Annotated in this window: 16 protein-coding genes; 11 read left to right on the forward strand and 5 right to left on the reverse strand. The window is 42.9% G+C overall.

Annotation, left to right across the window (positions count from 1 at the left end):
* Positions 1 to 3 precede the first annotated feature (3 nt).
* The gene (locus tag MED121_RS13980; RefSeq protein ID WP_009834367.1) at positions 4 to 978 is read right to left on the reverse strand and encodes an ABC transporter permease; all 975 of its coding nucleotides are present in this window, start codon (positions 976 to 978) and stop codon (positions 4 to 6) included.
* A 46-nt stretch (positions 979 to 1,024) separates the two neighbouring features.
* Entirely contained in the window at positions 1,025 to 2,662 is a 1,638-nt protein-coding gene (locus tag MED121_RS13985; RefSeq protein ID WP_009834368.1) for an ABC transporter substrate-binding protein, read from the reverse strand.
* A gap of 447 nt (positions 2,663 to 3,109) precedes the next feature.
* On the opposite strand from MED121_RS13985, the gene MED121_RS13990 reads away from it, so the two are divergent.
* Both MED121_RS13990 and gabT read left to right on the forward strand, forming a co-directional pair.
* Positions 3,110 to 4,591, forward strand: a complete 1,482-nt coding sequence (locus MED121_RS13990; protein ID WP_009834369.1) for an NAD-dependent succinate-semialdehyde dehydrogenase — start codon at positions 3,110 to 3,112, stop codon at positions 4,589 to 4,591.
* Positions 4,592 to 4,682: 91 nt separating this feature from the next.
* Positions 4,683 to 5,960 (forward strand): 4-aminobutyrate--2-oxoglutarate transaminase, encoded by a 1,278-nt coding sequence (gene gabT, locus MED121_RS13995; protein ID WP_009834370.1) that lies wholly within the window; start codon positions 4,683 to 4,685, stop codon positions 5,958 to 5,960.
* 94 nt (positions 5,961 to 6,054) lie between these two features.
* Here the strand turns inward: gabT and MED121_RS14000 are convergent, their stop codons facing one another.
* Positions 6,055 to 6,975 carry a LysR family transcriptional regulator gene (locus MED121_RS14000; RefSeq protein ID WP_036180801.1) on the reverse strand — a complete coding sequence of 307 codons (921 nt, stop codon included), beginning with the start codon at positions 6,973 to 6,975 and terminating at the stop codon, positions 6,055 to 6,057.
* Positions 6,976 to 7,646: 671 nt separating this feature from the next.
* On the opposite strand from MED121_RS14000, the gene torT reads away from it, so the two are divergent.
* The 9 genes from torT to MED121_RS14045 all read left to right on the forward strand — a co-directional run bounded on the left by torT (position 7,647) and on the right by MED121_RS14045 (position 16,385).
* Positions 7,647 to 8,744: a TMAO reductase system periplasmic protein TorT gene (gene torT, locus MED121_RS14005; protein ID WP_009834372.1), complete on the forward strand. Its 1,098-nt coding sequence runs from the start codon at positions 7,647 to 7,649 to the stop codon at positions 8,742 to 8,744.
* Positions 8,745 to 8,802: 58 nt separating this feature from the next.
* On the forward strand, positions 8,803 to 10,437 hold the full coding sequence (locus MED121_RS14010) for a sugar ABC transporter ATP-binding protein (RefSeq protein ID WP_009834373.1): 1,635 nt from the start codon (positions 8,803 to 8,805) through the stop codon (positions 10,435 to 10,437).
* Complete coding sequence (locus MED121_RS14015; RefSeq protein WP_009834374.1) at positions 10,434 to 11,468, forward strand: ABC transporter permease; 1,035 nt, start codon at positions 10,434 to 10,436, stop codon at positions 11,466 to 11,468. The genes MED121_RS14010 and MED121_RS14015 overlap by 4 nt, the downstream gene beginning before the upstream one ends.
* A gap of 24 nt (positions 11,469 to 11,492) precedes the next feature.
* Positions 11,493 to 12,233 carry a LamB/YcsF family protein gene (locus tag MED121_RS14020; protein WP_009834375.1) on the forward strand — a complete coding sequence of 247 codons (741 nt, stop codon included), beginning with the start codon at positions 11,493 to 11,495 and terminating at the stop codon, positions 12,231 to 12,233.
* A gap of 19 nt (positions 12,234 to 12,252) precedes the next feature.
* Complete coding sequence (locus MED121_RS14025; protein ID WP_009834376.1) at positions 12,253 to 13,611, forward strand: biotin carboxylase N-terminal domain-containing protein; 1,359 nt, start codon at positions 12,253 to 12,255, stop codon at positions 13,609 to 13,611.
* 18 nt (positions 13,612 to 13,629) lie between these two features.
* Entirely contained in the window at positions 13,630 to 14,502 is an 873-nt protein-coding gene (locus MED121_RS14030) for an allophanate hydrolase subunit 1 (RefSeq protein WP_009834377.1), read from the forward strand.
* Between the two features lie 9 nt (positions 14,503 to 14,511).
* Positions 14,512 to 15,501 (forward strand): biotin-dependent carboxyltransferase family protein, encoded by a 990-nt coding sequence (locus MED121_RS14035; RefSeq protein ID WP_009834378.1) that lies wholly within the window; start codon positions 14,512 to 14,514, stop codon positions 15,499 to 15,501.
* Positions 15,502 to 15,510: 9 nt separating this feature from the next.
* Complete coding sequence (locus tag MED121_RS14040) at positions 15,511 to 15,729, forward strand: acetyl-CoA carboxylase biotin carboxyl carrier protein subunit (protein ID WP_009834379.1); 219 nt, start codon at positions 15,511 to 15,513, stop codon at positions 15,727 to 15,729.
* Between the two features lie 71 nt (positions 15,730 to 15,800).
* Positions 15,801 to 16,385, forward strand: coding sequence for a carbonic anhydrase (locus MED121_RS14045; protein ID WP_009834380.1), 585 nt, complete (start codon positions 15,801 to 15,803; stop codon positions 16,383 to 16,385).
* Positions 16,386 to 16,457: 72 nt separating this feature from the next.
* Here the strand turns inward: MED121_RS14045 and MED121_RS14050 are convergent, their stop codons facing one another.
* Both MED121_RS14050 and MED121_RS14055 read right to left on the reverse strand, forming a co-directional pair.
* A complete protein-coding gene (locus tag MED121_RS14050) occupies positions 16,458 to 17,369 on the reverse strand; it encodes a LysR family transcriptional regulator (protein ID WP_009834381.1) in 912 nt (303 codons plus the stop codon).
* A gap of 90 nt (positions 17,370 to 17,459) precedes the next feature.
* Positions 17,460 to 18,008, reverse strand: a complete 549-nt coding sequence (locus MED121_RS14055) for a TetR/AcrR family transcriptional regulator (protein ID WP_009834382.1) — start codon at positions 18,006 to 18,008, stop codon at positions 17,460 to 17,462.
* Between the last annotated feature and the right edge of the window lie 148 nt (positions 18,009 to 18,156).

Here is an 18,156-nt window from a genome sequence, read left to right on the forward strand (position 1 = left end):
TTCTCACTTTGAAATTCTAGGGTCTAACCAGACATAAACCAGATCGGCAATAAAATTTGCCGTGAGTACTGCGACCACTAGGATCAATAGAATGGCTTGAATCAATGGGTAATCACGGGCCACTATGCCCTTTAACAAGACATTCCCCAGCCCCTGATAGTTAAAAACCACCTCAGTTAAAATAGAACCGGCAAAGGAGAAACCTATGGCCATGGCAATCGCGGTTGCCACGGGCAAGATGGCATTTCTGCCAGCGTAGCGTGTCATCACCCGGGTGCTGCTTAAACCTTTGGCTTCAGCCATAGTGATATAGTCCTCACCGAGCACATTAATCATGGCGTTACGCATATTGAAGACCCAAGTGGCGACCCCGACCAAAATCATGGAGCCCATAGGCAATATGGCGTGCTTAATCACACTCAAGATAAAATCCCAATGAAAGCCAGGCGTTAAATCTGGGTCATAGGTATAAGAAATCGGCAAAATATCCAGCTGCACACCAAAGATGTAAAACAAGATTAATGCCGTCACCACATAAGGGAAGTTACTAATAAAAGCTAATACAGGGGGCACGACCTGACCAAAAAAACCACTTCTGTGATAGGAAGCATAGGTGCCAATTGAGATCCCTATGATCAAAGCCACAATCAAGGAGCCCAGCGCCAAAAAGATAGTCCAAGGCAAGGCTTGGCCTATTACCTGGGTCACAGACACAGGAAACATCAACACCGAAGGCCCTAAATCTAGGCTGATAATGCTATACAAATAGGCCAGATATTGTTCAATAATAGAACCATCCATAAAGCCGTACATCTCACGTATAGCGGCCATTTGCGTCTCATCCATGCGTCCTTGTGTTGCTGAAAATAAAGCATCGAGAGGGTCTCCCGGCATCAGTCTTGGCAACATGAAATTAAAGGAAATCGCGATTAAAAAAGCTGTCAGGTAAAAGCCCAGCTGTCGAACAATATAATGCATAATACTTCTCACTTAAGGCCTCTAGCACTTGGCTAGAGGCCATTAATCATTTCAAGTGCAATCGATTTAACAGTACGACTCTTTTGCCACCGTCATACCAAACAGGGTGCACATAGGGATCTTCCTCAGAAGGCCATCCAACGATGTTTGAAGTATTAAACTGGAACCAAGTAGGGTTCGAAAACAAAGGAATAAAAGGCAGATTTTCAGCGGTTACTCGCTGTAATTTATTCAGAATATCATGTTGTTTTTGACTGTCTCTTAAGGTACCGAAATCTTGAATTAAGGCATCTAACATGGGGTTATGAAAACCATGGCCCGCATGAAAGGCTTTACCAATACGCGACGAAGCAAAGTATTCTTCATAGACCTTAATCGGGTTCGGAGCGGCCAGTGACCAGTTAATTGCCACCTCATAGTCACCTTGCTTTAAGGCTTTATCATAGACTCCCCAATCCACTGTTTTTAAGTTAGCTTGAATCCCAATCTCGGCATAGTATTCACCCGCCATTTGCACCACTTGAATCCAGTCAGTCCAACCATTAACCACTTGTATATCAAACGCTAAGGGACGGCCTTCTGGGGTTTCTCGTACGCCATCTCCATCTCTGTCTATTAAACCTGCTTGATCTAATAGTGCCTTGGCGGCTTCTGGATTATATTCAGACAGGTAACCAAACTCTTTTCTTACCTCCTCACTGATTGAATCCTTATAAAGCTCACCTAAGCCACCCATATTAAAGTTAACTGTGGGGTAACCATAAGCGGCAATATCGACAATGGCCTCTCTATCTATCGCCATAGACAGCGCTTGTCTTACGGCTAGATTATCAAAGGGCTTTTTCTTGGTATTAATATAGAAATGCACGGCATCATTGGGTGGATACCAGATATGGTGATTCTCTTTATCTTTAGCGACAAAGGTTTTTTCTACATCAGCAATAAAATTCGACCCCCAATCAATTTGTCCTTTCATCAAAGCAGGCTGAATTTGCGAGTTATCATTGAAGGATTTATATTGGATACAGTCTAGGTAAGGCAGACCTTTTAGGTAATAGTTTGGATTTCGACATAATTGCATTTGCTGGGGTTTGTTGTAACTCACCTCAGTCATAGGGCCATTACCGACAGGGTTGTCAGCATTGGTAAAGGTAGGGTAGTTGTCTTGTCCAGCCCAAGTATGCTGGGGCAAGATATGATAATGAGGGAGATTCCAAATCATATTTGCATCGGCTTGATGCAACTCAAGTTCAATACTTCTGTCATCCAGTTGAGTCACTTTTTTGAGCTGACCTTTTGACCAAATCCCTTTTACATCAAAAGCAGGCACTGACTTAACCAGGTTAAAACTAAAGGCGACATCTTTTGCAGAAAGCGCTTTCCCGTCTGACCATTTTAAACCGGGCTTTAGTTTAATCGTCAAACGCTTTAAATCTTCCGAGTACTCTACTGTCTCTGCTAAACGGTAATCCGTTTCTCCTGTCATATTGTTGTACATAAACAGGGGCTCAAACATGACGCCGTGCAGTAAGTCCTTGGTAGTGTAGGGATTATAGTTTTCAACAAAACCTGTATTGATAATAGGAACTCTTAAGGTTCCACCTGTTTGATAGTCTGCTGTCACTACATTGGACACGAGACATGCCCCAATAAGTAAGCCTATGGCCCTGCCATTTTTCAACATGATTAATATCCTTTTATTATTTTAATTTTTATTATTAAATCCATTAATATCAATACCTTAATGGATATTTATATTCTATAAAACCAAAAAGAAAGCGCTTTCTTTTTGAGGATACTAAATTAATTCCTAGTCAAGTTCAAACAGATCACCTTAATAAATGACTCAAATATTAAGAAAAATTAAGTTGGTTTTAGTTTTTTCCTAATGAATTCAATTAGCTAAAAGCCTTTATTTCATTCAGCTTATTTAATTGAGATAGACGGGGATGTTTTCGATCAAAAAAAGGCATTGTTTGAAAGACATCAAACATTAAAGCGATTTAATCACATCTTCTTTCTGACAAGTTTTAGCTAGTATCGAAGCAAGTCACTATCAATGTTCCAAAACCTTATGATTGAATATTGAGACATAGGTATTTGAAATCAATATTTGAGTCTGGAGTAGACGATGCAAACTTCACAAACAACAATAAAGCTAAGCAACCAAAGCCTTTTTAGACAAACCTCCTACGTCAATGGACAGTGGGTGAGTGCGAAGTCAGGTAAAACCTTTTCTGTTGCTAACCCAGCTAATGGTGTTTTTTTAACAGAGGTTGCTGACCTTGGTGCTAGCGATACACAAGACGCAGTGACAGCAGCAGAAGCGGCACTTAAACCTTGGCAAGCACACACCGCAAAAGAACGTGCAACATTACTTCGCCGTTGGAATCAGCTTATTCTTGAAAACCAAGACGACTTAGCCCTCTTAATGACCTTAGAGCAAGGTAAGCCGTTAGCCGAAGCAAAAGGTGAAGTCGCTTACGGCGCCTCATTTATTGATTGGTTTGCCGATGAAGCGCGTCGTATTTACGGCGATACTATTCCGACCTTTGCCAAAGACAAGCGCATCATGACTATCAGGCAAGCTGTGGGTGTCGTGGCCGCAGTGACACCTTGGAATTTTCCGATTGCCATGATTACTCGTAAGGTAGGCCCTGCTCTAGCAGCAGGTTGTACCATAGTCATCAAACCCTCTGACGAAACGCCTCTATGTGCACTTGCTTTAGCAGAGCTTGCCCATCAAGCAGGTATTCCAGCGGGGGTAATCAATGTGGTGGTGGGTAAAAATGCGGCTGATATTGGCGGCGTACTGACCAGCCACCCAAGTATACGCAAGCTGAGTTTTACCGGCTCTACCCCTGTCGGTAAATTATTGCTAAGTCAGTGTGCTCAAACCGTAAAACGTACCTCAATGGAACTTGGCGGTAACGCCCCCTTTATCGTTTTTGATGATGCAGATATCGATGCGGCAGTTGAAGGCGCCATTGCCTCTAAATACCGTAATGCGGGCCAAACCTGTGTTTGTGCCAATCGCATGCTGATTCAAGAGGGCATTTATGATGAATTTGCCGCCAAACTTGCTGCCAAAGTCGCTGAAATGAAAGTAGGAGATGGCCAAGAAGCGGGGGTTGCTATCGGGCCGCTTATTAACCAAGCAGCAATCAATAAGGTAGAAGCCTTAGTGAACAGTGCTGTGGTGAAAGGGGCAAAAGTCCTAACCGGTGGTGATAAAGCCAGCGAAGCAGGTAGCCAATTTTATCAAGCCACTGTCCTAACGGATGTGACACAAGATATGGATATTTTCCATAACGAGATCTTCGGCCCAGTTGCGCCACTGTTCCGCTTTAAAACCGAAGAAGAAGCCATCGCCATGGCAAACAATACCCCATTTGGTCTTGCTTCCTATTTCTATTCCCAAAACTTGAGTCGCATCTGGCGTGTATCCGAAGCCCTTGAATACGGCATGGTGGGTATCAATGAAGGCATTATCTCCAGTGAAGTTGCCCCATTTGGCGGAATTAAAGAATCAGGCAGCGGCCGTGAAGGCTCTAAATACGGCATAGAAGAATATGTTGAAACCAAATACTTATGCATGGGCGGATTAAGTTAAAGCCAAGCTTTTCTTAATCTCGTCCCAAAAATAACTAAGACAAACCGCTAATGACGGTTCGCTGATAAGACGAGTAAGACCGGAGATGACAATGAAAAACGCTAACTTACAAGTAAGAAAAGAAAACGCCATGGCTCGCGGGCAAGGCAATATGGCAGCTGTTTATGTGGACAGAGCACAAAATGCTGAAGTCTGGGACGTAGAAGGTAAACGCTATATTGATTTTGGTGCGGGGATCGCAGTGGTAAACACTGGCCACAACCACCCAAAAGTAAAAGCCGCGGTAATGGCTCAGGTGGAACGCTTTACTCATACTTGTGTCATGGTTAGCCCATATGAATCTGCGGTTGAGCTGTCAGAAAAACTAAACGCGGCCGCACCTGGCCCAACACCTAAGAAAAGTATTTTAGTCACCACAGGCGCAGAAGCGGTAGAAAACTGTGTCAAAATCGCTCGAGCTTATACAGGTCGTCCTGGTGTGATCGCCTTTAATGGGGGCTTTCACGGCCGTACCAATATGACCATGGGATTAACCGGAAAAGTTGCCCCTTACAAGGTTGGCTTTGGTCCTTTCCCATCAGACATCTTCCATGTGCCTTATCCAAATGAATACCATGGGGTCAGTGTTGAACAGTCGTTAAATGATCTTAAAATGCGCTTTACCTGTGATATTGAAGCTTCCCGCGTGGCGGCGATCATTATCGAGCCAGTACAAGGGGAAGGGGGCTTTTATCAAGCGCCAGCTGAGCTCTTACAAGCACTGCGTGCTATTTGTGATGAACATGGCATTCTCTTGATTATGGATGAGATCCAAACTGGCTTTGCCCGAACTGGTAGCATGTTTGCCCATGAAAAATCTGGGGTAGAAGCGGACTTGATGACAGCAGCAAAAGGTATTGCTGGTGGTTTCCCCATTGCTGCGGTTGTCGGTAAAACGGACATTATGGATGCACCGATTCCTGGTGGCCTAGGCGGCACCTATGGTGGTTCACCTGTAGGTTGCGCAGCGGCCTTGGCAGTCTTTGATGTCATCAAAGAAGAGAAGTTATGTGAGCGTGCGACTCAAATAGGCGAGCATATGGTGACACATCTTCATGACATAAAAGAATTGCATACAGATCTCGTTGGCAACATACGTAACTCAGGCGCCATGATAGCCTTAGAGCTCGTTAAAAATGGGGATGTGAATCAGCCTAACCCAGAGCTAACCAAGGCGTTAGTGTCTAAAGCCTCTGAAAAAGGTCTAATCCTGTTATCCTGCGGTATTCGAGGAAATGTGATTCGTTTCTTACCTGCATTAACAGCAGAATTCAGCATTCTTGATGAAGGTATGGAAATTCTAAAGGCTTGCTTTGCCGAGCTAACCTAAGGGTTTGGCTTTCATTTCGCTCATCACATAAAAAAAGAGCCTTTTGGCTCTTTTTTTATGTGTCCTTCAAACTAGAGAAGTAAGTACGCCTATTTTATTTAGCAAACTTGTTACTGATAATATCGATGAAAAGCTCACGGGCCTTATTTGGCTGGGCCGTTTTACGACTAATCACAGCGACCCCCAAGTCATAGCTAATTTGTTCTGCTAATACTGCCACCAGCTCACCTTTATCAATGTAGGCTTGCGCATAAAAATCAGGTAAAAAGCCTATATATTGGCCCGACAAAATTAAAGCTAAGCGCGTATCGTAAAAATAAGAGACGGCAGATAGGTTCATTTCATTAATCTGTACACTAATACCTTCATGGGGTTTCACCCCAGCATGGGTAGTCGGAAACTCATTCACCCCTTGTTTTTGCTCTGTTTCAGACATGCTTACCAAAGGGTGAGAAGCATGGCAGTAAAGATAACAAGTGTCTTGATACAAAGGGATGTAATTCAGCCCGTCTAGTTGTCTGTGGTAAGGAATAAAGCCGATATCGGCCTCATCGTTGAGCACCATACGTTCAATGTCTGCCATAGGCGCCACATTGGTATGTAGCATAACTTCACTGGCTTGTGCGCTAAACCCTCGAATCAAATCAGGGAACTGGCTACGTTCATCAAGGCTCACTGTATCCGATAAAGCGACTCGCAGTTTACCTGTCAGGCTAGCATTGAGGTTATTGACCGTGGTTCGAAAGCCCTCCAACGAATCCAGTAATTCATTGGTCATTTGATAAATAATCTGACCTTCTTGTGTTAGAGAGAAACCAGCACGGCCACGCTTACACAGACTTAAGTTTAACCGTGACTCAAGGTTTGAGATATGAAGACTAATGGTAGAGCGACCAATGTTTAATGCGGTTTCTGCGGCTGAGAAACCACCACAGTCCACTACAGTTTTAAACACTTTTAATTGTTTAATCTCATAGTCGCCAATCTGACCTAATGAATAGTTTTTAGTACTCATATTGCCTCTAACATAAATGCTTTCCATTACTGAAAAGATAGAATTCTATGTCCTTAAAGTACCATGTTTTTATGTTTTTCTTATCATTAAAAAGCGAATAGCCTCATAAAAATGAGCGAGATAAGGAATGTTTTGTGCCACCTTAACTTTAGATTGGTTTTCTTGAATTTAAGCTTATCAATATCTTTTTTACTATGTCTTTAGCCAAACACTGAAAGTAAAAATTAGGGCCACCCACCCTAATCTGTAGATTCTCAAACCGACTTTCAGCTTATGCCTCCTTGCTAAACAGTAAGGGGGCTTTTTTTATGGCAAAAAGCCCCTTATTAGATAAATTAAATTCCCCTCTAAAAAAGTTTTTCTGAAAGAAGGAGTAGACCTAAACAGATTAAAACAAACACTTAAGGTTTAATTTTACTATTCATTTTTTTGAATTTTAGCGAAATTTAACTTTTATTTAATTAGTTTTTACGATTTTTAGTAACAAATTAATTTTAAATAGATTCTTTTTTTAAGAAATTGAAAACCTCATAAAATTCGATTTTTCCGAATTTTAAAGCAAATAAATAGAAATTTATTTATGCCACTTTACCTGCCTATAATTTTGTTGTGACCAAGCAATACCTAGTTGAAATGTCTTACTTAAATAACAACAAAAAAGGTAATTAAACATGAGCACGCTAAAAACAACCCTCACGAAATGGTTAAAACAGCCCAACGTATCAGTGCTAGCAGGGGCATTGATTTTGACTTCGATAAGCCAAGCCCAAGCTGACGAAAGCTTTCATGTTGAAGTGTGGGAACCCGCATTTGATATGTCTAGTCCTCGTCATCAACAAGATTATGTTCGATTAGACAAGGCCCAAAAGCAATGGGATATCTGTGTCTCCTTCCCTCATATGAAAGATGCCTATTGGACTGCCGTCAATTACGGCATTGTCAGTGAAGCAAAACGCCTTGGCGTTCAAATGCAATTGGTTGAGGCCGGTGGTTATACCAACTTAAGCAAACAAATCTCGCAAATAGAAGACTGTATTTCAAGCGGGGCAGATGCCCTTGTTGTTGGAGCAATTTCTTACGATGGCCTAAACAATGTGATTAAGGAAGCTAAGCAAAAAGGCATTCCTGTGATTGATATTATTAATGGTGTTTCTTCATCTGATATCGCCGCTAAGTCCCTCGTATCCTTTGGTGAGATGGGCTTTAAAGCAGGTGAATACCTAGCCGACCTTCATCCTATTGGGAGTGAAAAGGTCAAGGTAGCTTGGTTTCCAGGCCCCCCAGGAGCCGGTTGGGTTGAAGCGGGTAATAAAGGGTTTCAAGCAGCAATTAAAAATAGCAACGTCACCTTAGTTGAAACTAAATACGGTGATACAGGTAAGGAGACACAATTAAAACTGGTTGAAGATACCTTAGAAGCTCATCCAGATATTAACTATATCGTAGGCACAGCGGTAACAGCAGAAGCAGCTGTAGTTTTACTTAGATCGAGAGAGTTAACAGATCAGATCAAGCTCATGTCTTACTACTACACTCCGGCGATTCATCGTGCCATTCAATATGGCCAGGTAATGGCAGCCCCCACCGACTCGACCGTAATACAAGGAAGAATCGCAATCGACCAAGCGGTTCGTATTTTAGAGAACAAACCCTATGAAAAACATGTAGGCCCAATTCTCACCGTAGTCGACACCTTTAATATCCAAGACTTTAACCAAAGTGCCGCCCTCGCACCGACCAACTTTAAACCTGTTTTTCAGGTGAACTAAGCACCCTAGCTTAAATTTTCACCCTGTTAGACAAAATACGTATTCGGAGGCTGTACTTATGGCTATTCAAGAATCAACACCTTCCGCTTTGGAAGCGTGTCCGACCGAACTAGGTCCACACAGCCATTCTTCACAGATGAAACATGGTCAATCAAATAGGATACAAAATATAAATACTAATAATGAAAAGGTACAGCCTCTATTAAAGTTAGATCGAATTAGCAAACTTTATCCAGGTGTTGTTGCGCTAGATAAAATGCAGCTCACCATAATGCCAGGTGAGGTCCATATCTTATTTGGCGAAAACGGAGCAGGGAAGTCGACTTTAATTTCGACCATAGCAGGAGCACACCAAGCAAGCTCGGGAGATATGTACTTTGCAGGCGAAAAGGTCCTTCTTCACTCAGTGCAAGAAGCTAGAAAATTAGGCATCAGTGCGGTTTTTCAAGAGTTTTCTTTAGTGCCTCAACTCAGCATTGCAGAAAATCTCTTTCTAGGCGCCGAGCCACTAAGAGCAGGCTTATTAGATCAAACAGCCAACCTAACAGCAGCGAAAGCCTTGTTATCTAAGCTTGGGTTCGAACTGGATGCCGAGCAAAAAGTGGCTTATTTAAGTCGCGCTGAACAACAGATGGTTGAAATAGCGAAAGCTTTTCGTACTGAGCCCAAGATACTTATTCTTGATGAGCCAACAGCTTCGCTTACGGAAAAAGAAAGTGACCGCCTGTTTGAGTTGGTGTCTCAGCTCAAAGCAAAGGGGGTTGGCATCATCTATATCACCCATAGAATGAGTGAGATTCGCCGCATAGGTGATCGCATCACCATTATGCGTGATGGCAAATATATCTCCACCCTCAATGTTAAGGATACCAGTGAAGATGCCTTACTCACTCTAATGACGGGCAGGGTGATTGATAAGGTGTTTCCAAAGGTTGCCTTTCATCCAACCAGCACTGCCTTATCTATCAATAACTTAAGCACGAAAGATAACAGCCTTAAAAAGGTTTCCATTGAAGTAAAACGGGGAGAGATAGTTGGTCTTGCCGGGCTAATTGGTTCAGGAAAATCTGAGTTATTACGTGCTTGCTTCGGGTTAGAACCCCTCGCCTCAGGGAGTGTTCACTTTAACGGAGAAGAAGTCACAGGGTTTTCGCCCAAACAAATGCTCGACCGTGGTTTTTTCTATAACAGTGCCGACCGTAAAAATGAAGGTTTGGCGATGAATCGTAGCTGTCGAGAAAACATCACACTGGCATCGTTAACGACCCAAAGATTTTCATTAGGCCTTTTTCTCAAGCGCTTTAAAGAGCTCAAAGAGTGCAAAGACCTTGCTAAAAAGTTGCAACTACAGCCTTTTAATATTGAAAGGGAAGTCGAAAACTTTTCAGGCGGAAACCAGCAAAAGGTACTTTTAGCCAAATGCCTTACCCGAGATGTCAGTCTTTATGTGTTTGACGAGCCGACTGTTGGCGTCGATGTAGGCACTCGCACTGAGATCTACCAACTCATTGCCAACCTATGTGAATCCGGCGCTGCTGTCGTTCTCATTTCATCCGATCTACCTGAAATTATTCATTTGAGCCATCGAGCTTATGTCATGTATCGCGGCGAACTCAAAGCCGAGTTAAGCGGTACAAATATCAATGAGCAGATGCTGCTTAATCACTTTTTTGAACGGGAGTGCACCCTATGAGCACACTTACAAACACCTCAACCACGCCTAGCACGCGTAAATCTTTTGCTTTTTATGCCAAGTATTTGTTCGTCAGATTAGGAGTACTGCCTTTTTTACTCTTGGCCGCCATTATCATTTTTAGCCTGCTGTCAGAAAACTTCTTAACAGGCCGCAACGTGATGAATGTATTTCGTCAATCCAGCTATTTAATGCTCATTGCCATGGGACAAATGTTTGCACTACTTACCGGTGGCTTTGATCTGTCAGTCGGCACCATAGTGGCGATCACATCGGTCGTGTCAGCGATTGTCATGTCGACCTTATTTAGCCTTTACCCAGATGCGATTTGGTTATCTATCAGTGTCGGGGCGTTAGTCGGTTTATTTGTAGGTACTAGCATAGGGCTTATTAATGGCATCGGTGTCGCCATCTTTAAAGTTAACCCTTTTATGATGACCTTAGGTATGTCCTCTGTTGGCTTTGGTGCAGCTCTGTACCTAACAGGCGGATCACCGGTTTATGGCATGCCAATGGATTTTTCTGACACCTTTGGCTTTGGCAAGCTACTAGGGATTCCAGCCCCTATTTGGATTTGTTTCTTATGCTTTGCGGCGTTGGCGTTATTGGTTAATTGGACCCGCACAGGACGCTACTTTTATGCTGTTGGTGGTAATTTAAAAGCCGCTCAATTGTCCGGCATCAATACCAAAAAAATGCTGATGTTGGCTTATATGATTAGCGGCTTAGTCGCTGCGGTATGCGGCATCCTATTAACCGCTCGTTTGGATACAGGTGAAGCCAATATTGGTGCCAGTTTCCCCTTAGAGTCAATCGCAGCCTGTGTCATTGCCGGTGTGAGCTTACGCGGTGGTGTTGGTCGAATCGGCAATGTGGTACTCGGAGCGCTTTTCATTGGCCTTATTACAAATGGCATGAACCTCGCCAGAATCGAATCTTATCTGCAAACCGTCGTCATTGGCTTACTGCTTATCTTCGCCGTTATTGCCGACCAATTACGCCTCAAACTTATGGCCAGCCTACAAGACTAGTTTAGTTTTTTATCAGGAGATTTTATGTCTATTCAAATCAATATTAATTGCGATATGGGCGAAAGCTTTGGCCTCTATAAGTTTGGTGACGATGAAGCCATCATGCCTTATATCAGTGAGGCCAATGTAGCCTGTGGTTTTCATGGCTCAGATCCTAACCATATGCAAAACACGATCAATCTAGCCAAAGCACATAAGGTGAAAGTGGGTGCTCACTTTTCACTTCCAGATTTACAAGGGTTTGGGCGTCGAGAAATGAAGATTGATCGCGTTGAAATGCGTAATCTCATCATCTATCAAATTGGTGCTTTAAAAGGCTTTTTAGATGCAGCAGGTGTGCCATTAAACCACCTAAAACCCCATGGTGCTTTATATGGTATGGCAGCTAAATTTGAAGAAACGGCCCATGCTATTGCTGATGCAGCCAGTGTATTTAATGTTCCTGTTTTTGGTTTAAGCAACACCTTACATGAGTCAGTTTTTAATGCCCGTGGGATTGAGTTCATACCAGAATTTTTCGCTGATCTAGACTATGACAATCAGGGAGGCCTCATCATCACACGTGAACATGATGCCGTTAGTCCAGAGCAAGCCGCAGAGAAATGCTTTCGAGCCGTCACTCAAGGCTTGGTAACCAGTGTTGATGGCAAAGAGGTTGCGGTGTCAGCCAAAACCATCTGTATTCACTCTGACACCCCAAACGCATTAGCCGTTGCCTCTGCCGTCAACGCCAAACTCGCCCCTTTAATGCGCCCAGCGGCTTAACCTGATTAGGAGAATAAAAATGAAAAAGATATTAATCGCAAACCGTGGAGAGATTGCTTGTCGGGTGATAAAAAGCTGTCAGAAACTGGGCATAAAAACCGTTGCTGTGTATTCCAGCGCAGATGAAAATGCGTTACATGTTGAAATGGCAGACGAGGCTTTTCATATTGGTCCAGCAAAAGCTTCCGAAAGTTATTTACAGGCCCATAAAATTTTAGAGGTATGCCAACTAGCCCATGTTGATGCAGTGCATCCAGGCTATGGCTTTTTATCTGAGAATACCGAGTTTGCTAGATTATTAGAGCAAAACGGCATTATTTGGATAGGCCCCAGTGCCAAGTCCATTCTTGATATGGGCGATAAAGAGCGAGCCCGTAGCTTGGCTGTTTATGCGGGGGTGAATGTATTACCTGGCAGTCGCCGCTTCACCCTTGATGATCATAATGGCTTATTAGAAGCGGCTGAGGTAGTGGGCTTCCCCTTGTTAGTCAAAGCATCCGCTGGCGGTGGCGGCATTGGTATGCGCTTAGTGGAATCAGCGCAAAACCTCGCTCAAACCGTTGAATCAACACAACAAATGGCAGCAAGGTCTTTTGGTGATGGCACTATTTTTATGGAGCGCTATGTCGCCAAAGCACGCCATATAGAGATTCAAGTCTTTGGTTTTGGTAATGGCCGCGCCATTCACCTGTATGAAAGAGAATGTTCGATTCAAAGACGCTTTCAAAAAATTATTGAAGAGGCACCTGCGCCAGGTATTCCCACCGCAATTCGAGATGATATGGCAGCCGCAGCTGTTAGGTTAACACAAGAGCAAAATTACTTAGGAGCGGGGACCGTCGAGTTTATTTTAGATGCAGATACCTTTGAGTATTTCTTTCTAGAAATGAACACACGCATCCAAGTTGAGCATCCTGTAACCGAAATGACTACGAATACAGATCTTGTATCCATGCAAATTCAACTGGCCTTTGGTGAAGACCTTTCTCATATCACCCAAGACAGCATTGCACAGCAAGGACATGCCATTGAAGCAAGAATTTATGCAGAAGACCCAAGCAGGATGTTTCTCCCTTGCCCTGGGGTGATTAATCAATTTCAGCTCACAACGGACAACCCAGATATTCGATTGGATACTGGGATTCGAAGTGGCGACAAGATCACCGCCTATTACGATCCAATGATCGCCAAATTGATTTGTTTTGGTGCTGAGCGAGAGGTGGCAATCAAAACCCTTGATAAGAGCCTAAAAGAGGCAAGCCTAGAGGGAATCAAAAACAACATTTCCTTTCTTATCAATACCCTAAATCACAGTGAGTTTAATGAAGGCAGGTCATTCACTGGCTTTATTGATGCTTATAAAAGCGAACTTATCTGATTTAAAAGAGGTGACACTATGATTTACCCAGAACCTAAATTTCTACCAGGTGGCGATAGGTACATTCTTATTGAATTTGGTAATGAGATGAACCTTGAACTTAATTTTATGGGTCAAGGCCTCGCCGCCGCAATTAAAGAAGAGGCCATCGACGGCTTGATAGAAAGCGCGCCTTGCTTTGCTTCAACCCTAATTCACTATGATCCAGATGTAATAGGTTTCGATGAACTAGTGCCGCTACTGAGTCAACTGATTAAAGACCTTGGCCCTAGCGAAGATTTGGTACTAGATAGTCGTATTTTTTACTTTCCAACCGTTTATTTAGACCCTTGGAGCAATGAATGCGTTGAAGATTACATCGAAAAAATTAACCCCGACAAACAAAAGGACCCAGAGCTAGTAACCGAACTTAACGGCTTAGAAAGTCCTGAGCACTTTGCTCGAGTACATTCGGCCACTGAGTATTGGGTTGCCTCGTTGGGTTTTTGGCCCGGTTTGCCCTTCATGATGCCACTTGATCCTAGATGCGCCATGACAGCGCCAAAGTACAATCCACCTCGGACTTGGACACCAAAGGGAACCGTTGGTATGGGCGGCGGTTCAACGGCTATTTACCCAGACCACCTAGCTGGGGGTTACCAAATTTTTGGAAGAATTCCAGTGCCGATTTGGGACACTCAAAAACGTTTCCCTCAATTTGAAGACAGCATTTGTCTTTTCAAGCCCGGTGATAGGGTGAAGTTTGTTCCTTGCACCATTGAAGAGTTTGAACACATTGAGCGACAAGTAAAAGACGGCACCTATGTCTACAACTTGGTTGAATATCAAAAGTTTTCAGTCAAAAGCTACAAGGCGTGGACCCAATCGATTGATAAAAATATCAGGTTTTAGGAGAGCATCATGATTGAAGTAATTAAAAAAGGCTTAGAAAGCTCAATCCAAGATTATCCAGGTCGCTTAGGTTTTTGTGATCAAGGCTTTCCTTGCTCTGGCCCAATGGACAATTGGTCATTTCGTTTAGCCAATATTCTGGTTGGCAATCAGGCGTCTGATGCGGGACTAGAATGTCAGTACCTTGGCCCCACGCTTAAGTTTCATTATGACACTGTGATCGCCATTACGGGGGCAGATATGCAGGCTAAATTAGATGATGAAGCCATACCTATGTGGTGCAATATTCAAGTTAAGCAGGGACAAACACTCAGCCTTAATTTTGCTAAAGGGGTCGGAGCGCGAACCTATCTTGCTATTGCCGGCGGCTTTGCGACTGAGCCTTGGCTAGGGTCTCGCTCTACCTTTAATAAAGCCGGGGTAGGCGGGATGGAAGGTCATGCAATCCAAGACAAACAAATGTTACCCGTCAATGCTCCCAGTGATAAGCAAACTCAATTAGGTCAAAAGCAACGTAGTGTAAAACGTGACGCTCGACCTGTGTTTTCAAGTAACAAAGAATGGGAAATTGAAGTCGTACGTGGACCCAATGATGATTGGATAGATGATGCTGGGCATGAAAGGTTTTTAGCTGCCAGTTGGAAGCTTTCAGCGAAGAGCGATAGAACCGGTTTTCGCTTAGATGGGCCAGACTGGACTTTTACCCCTAAAGCCTTCGATAAGGCCTTAGAGCATGGTACAGAGCCCTCTAACATCATAGATCAGGGTTACCCTCTAGGCGCCATTAACCTGGCTGGCCAAACGCCCATTATCTTGATGAATGACGGTCCCAGCATGGGAGGCTTCATCAACCCCTACACAGTACCGACAGTCGGTTTTTGGAAGCTAGGTCAAGCTAAGCCAGGAGATACGTTGCATTTTAAACAGGTCAGCGTACAAGAAGCCCAATCCTTACGTAAACACATTAATACACTGTGCAGCGAAGACAGCATTCTTTAGGAGATGATAATGAGTGAACAAATTGAACTACAAACCTCAGGTAATATGTGGAAAGTCTTAGTCAAAGTGGGCGATACCGTTACCCAGGGGCAAGACCTTTTTATTATGGAAGTCATGAAAATGGAGGTTCCACACCAAGCAGGGATTAGCGGTACTGTGGTTGAAGTAAATGTAAAAGAGGGAGAAGAGGGTTTAGACGCTGGCATGATCGCCATTGTGATCGAATAACCTAAGGAGGCTAATATCGCCCATAAATTGATATTAGCCTTTGTAAACCTAGCATTTATTAAGGCTTTAATATGTGTATTAGCTACTCAGATTTTTTCAGTAAAAATAAGGCTTGGGTTGAAAGTGTTAAGCAAGACAACCCAGATTTTTTCCAACTCGCATCCAAACAACACAACCCAGATTATTTATGGCTTGGTTGCTCCGACAGCCGCGTACCAATTAATGAAATGTTAGGCATATTACCCGGTGAAATCTTTGTACACCGTAACATTGCCAATCAAGCCAATGGCACCGATATGAGCTTTAGTGCTGTATTGGAATACGCCATTACTCAACTTAAGGTAAAACATATTCTGGTTGTCGGTCACTATGCCTGTGGAGGTGTTTCCGCAGCGATCAATGGAAACAAAAATGAAATCGTAAATTTTTGGGTACAGGATATTGTTAAGTTGGTTTCTGACAAACAAACTCATTCCCAAGCAAACATGAATGACGAGGAATGGCATGATTATATTTGCGAGCAGAATGTTATTAAACAGGTAGAGAATATCAACAGAATTCCCTTGGTGAAAAAAGCGAAAGAGGAAAGGGGAGTAGGTGTTGCTGGTTGGATTTATAATGTTCGTGATGGCCTTTTACATGATATTACGCCTTAACGTTCAAGTGAGCGCAAACCTGTGACAGCCCTTGTGCAGCAGAGTCTATTCAAGAAATTCAAAGAAAGAAAATTAAGACTTTAAGCCAGAAGTGTACTTCATTCGGCAAAAATCAATAAACAGCCTAGCTTCACGTGAAACACTTTTATTCTTAAGCCAAATCAAACCCGTATCCATAGTAGGAATATCTTCAACGACGGGTCTTACTTCAATACGATCCCCTTCTAACGACCAAGGACGGTAAACCATATCTGAAAGGATGGTCACACCTGCACCGATAGCCACCATATTCCTCACGGCTTCTACGGATTCAGTTCTAAAAATAATCTCGGGTTTTAACTTATAGTCTTGCCAATAGTTGCTAGTTGTCTTTTCCGCCTCATCAATCAGTAATTGGATATAGTTTTCATTGGCTATGTCGACTAAGGACACTGAGTCTTGTTGGATTAAAGGATGGCTAGCAGACAACCAAAGATGCCGTTGAGATTTAAGTAAGGTCGTACTTTCAAATGGACCTGTATCCTTGATATTCGAAGTCAGCACTATCCCGATATCTATCTGTTCTTTTTCTACTTTACGCTCGATAACCACACGACTATGTTCATGAAACTCAACCTTGATATTGGGATAAGCTCGTCTAAAGGCCTCAAAAATATTAGATAGAAAATACCCAGAAACCGTCACTGAAGATGCTAGCGTTAAATACCCCTGTGTTTCTGGCGAGTCTTGCCTGAAGTTATTTTTAGCTTCCGCCACTGCCGCCAGAATTTTTTGCGCAGACTGTAAGAATCGATAACCTTCACAGGTCAGTCGTACGCCAGATTTATTGCGTTCAATTAAATCAGCTCCAAGGATATGCTCTAATTCTTTAATGGCTTCGGTAATGGAAGAGGGGGATATATTCACACTGGCAGCAGCATCAGCAAGCTTGTTGGTTTCTGCTACTGCAACGAAATATCTCAATTGACGTAGAGTAAAGGACATAATTATTTTTCTTATTTAATGACCCCATAATTATATCCTACTTCCCTTTGTAAGCTGTGCAAAAAACAGCCTTTATTTCACAAAAATTGATTACCTTAAGTAGCTCACTGCATCTTCGTATTTTTCAACATCTCCGGTGGCTTGAACTAAGATAGAGGCCCCATGAAGGCTAGCTAACATTTGACATGCTTTGATATATGCCTGCTTTTCATCTGCTTCTAGGGCGAAGACCGAAGTTAACCAACTTAGCTTAATTCGATAGAAGTCAGCGAGTTCTTCACGAACCTCATCCGGTAATTGGCGCACATCAGTGGTGAGCATGGTGCAGATACTCATATTATGGTTATCAACCACCTTTGTTTTGAAGCCATCGATAAAGCCATTAAGCAATTGACTGGGACTTGCCTCACTTGTTTTCACACAAGGAAGCTCACTTGCAAAGTTATCTTTATAACGTCTCAACACGCTTACGGTCAGGTCTCCCTTAGTGGGGAAGTGATAGTGAACACTTGCACTCTTAATCCCAATTTGAGCGGCTAGCTCACGAAAACTAAAAGCATTAAAGCCGCCTTCAATCATGGCTTTTTCGGCCAAATCCATGATGAGGCTTTTGGTGTCTTTTTTCTCTGTTTTGCTCATAAAAGTTTCATACTCGTGTGCTTATTATTTTGTTAGAGGAGTGCGCTTATTATTTTGTTAGAGGAGTGCGCTAAATATTCGCTTTGAATTTTTATCTACCTACTGATAGATATTTTATTGACTCCATCTGAGGATACAAGTTATATTT

Source organism: Marinomonas sp. MED121 (assembly GCF_000153025.1).
Taxonomy (GTDB): domain Bacteria; phylum Pseudomonadota; class Gammaproteobacteria; order Pseudomonadales; family Marinomonadaceae; genus Marinomonas.

What these genes read in the sequence shown, in the direction of transcription:
- MED121_RS13980 (WP_009834367.1), bottom strand. Translation starts at nt 978, where the DNA reads ATGCATTATATTGTTCGACAGCTGGGCTTTTACCTGACAGCTTTTTTA.
- MED121_RS13985 (WP_009834368.1), bottom strand. Translation starts at nt 2,662, where the DNA reads ATGTTGAAAAATGGCAGGGCCATAGGCTTACTTATTGGGGCATGTCTC.
- MED121_RS13990 (WP_009834369.1), top strand. Translation starts at nt 3,110, where the DNA reads ATGCAAACTTCACAAACAACAATAAAGCTAAGCAACCAAAGCCTTTTT.
- gabT (WP_009834370.1), top strand. Translation starts at nt 4,683, where the DNA reads ATGAAAAACGCTAACTTACAAGTAAGAAAAGAAAACGCCATGGCTCGC.
- MED121_RS14000 (WP_036180801.1), bottom strand. Translation starts at nt 6,975, where the DNA reads ATGAGTACTAAAAACTATTCATTAGGTCAGATTGGCGACTATGAGATT.
- torT (WP_009834372.1), top strand. Translation starts at nt 7,647, where the DNA reads ATGAGCACGCTAAAAACAACCCTCACGAAATGGTTAAAACAGCCCAAC.
- MED121_RS14010 (WP_009834373.1), top strand. Translation starts at nt 8,803, where the DNA reads ATGGCTATTCAAGAATCAACACCTTCCGCTTTGGAAGCGTGTCCGACC.
- MED121_RS14015 (WP_009834374.1), top strand. Translation starts at nt 10,434, where the DNA reads ATGAGCACACTTACAAACACCTCAACCACGCCTAGCACGCGTAAATCT.
- MED121_RS14020 (WP_009834375.1), top strand. Translation starts at nt 11,493, where the DNA reads ATGTCTATTCAAATCAATATTAATTGCGATATGGGCGAAAGCTTTGGC.
- MED121_RS14025 (WP_009834376.1), top strand. Translation starts at nt 12,253, where the DNA reads ATGAAAAAGATATTAATCGCAAACCGTGGAGAGATTGCTTGTCGGGTG.
- MED121_RS14030 (WP_009834377.1), top strand. Translation starts at nt 13,630, where the DNA reads ATGATTTACCCAGAACCTAAATTTCTACCAGGTGGCGATAGGTACATT.
- MED121_RS14035 (WP_009834378.1), top strand. Translation starts at nt 14,512, where the DNA reads ATGATTGAAGTAATTAAAAAAGGCTTAGAAAGCTCAATCCAAGATTAT.
- MED121_RS14040 (WP_009834379.1), top strand. Translation starts at nt 15,511, where the DNA reads ATGAGTGAACAAATTGAACTACAAACCTCAGGTAATATGTGGAAAGTC.
- MED121_RS14045 (WP_009834380.1), top strand. Translation starts at nt 15,801, where the DNA reads ATGTGTATTAGCTACTCAGATTTTTTCAGTAAAAATAAGGCTTGGGTT.
- MED121_RS14050 (WP_009834381.1), bottom strand. Translation starts at nt 17,369, where the DNA reads ATGTCCTTTACTCTACGTCAATTGAGATATTTCGTTGCAGTAGCAGAA.
- MED121_RS14055 (WP_009834382.1), bottom strand. Translation starts at nt 18,008, where the DNA reads ATGAGCAAAACAGAGAAAAAAGACACCAAAAGCCTCATCATGGATTTG.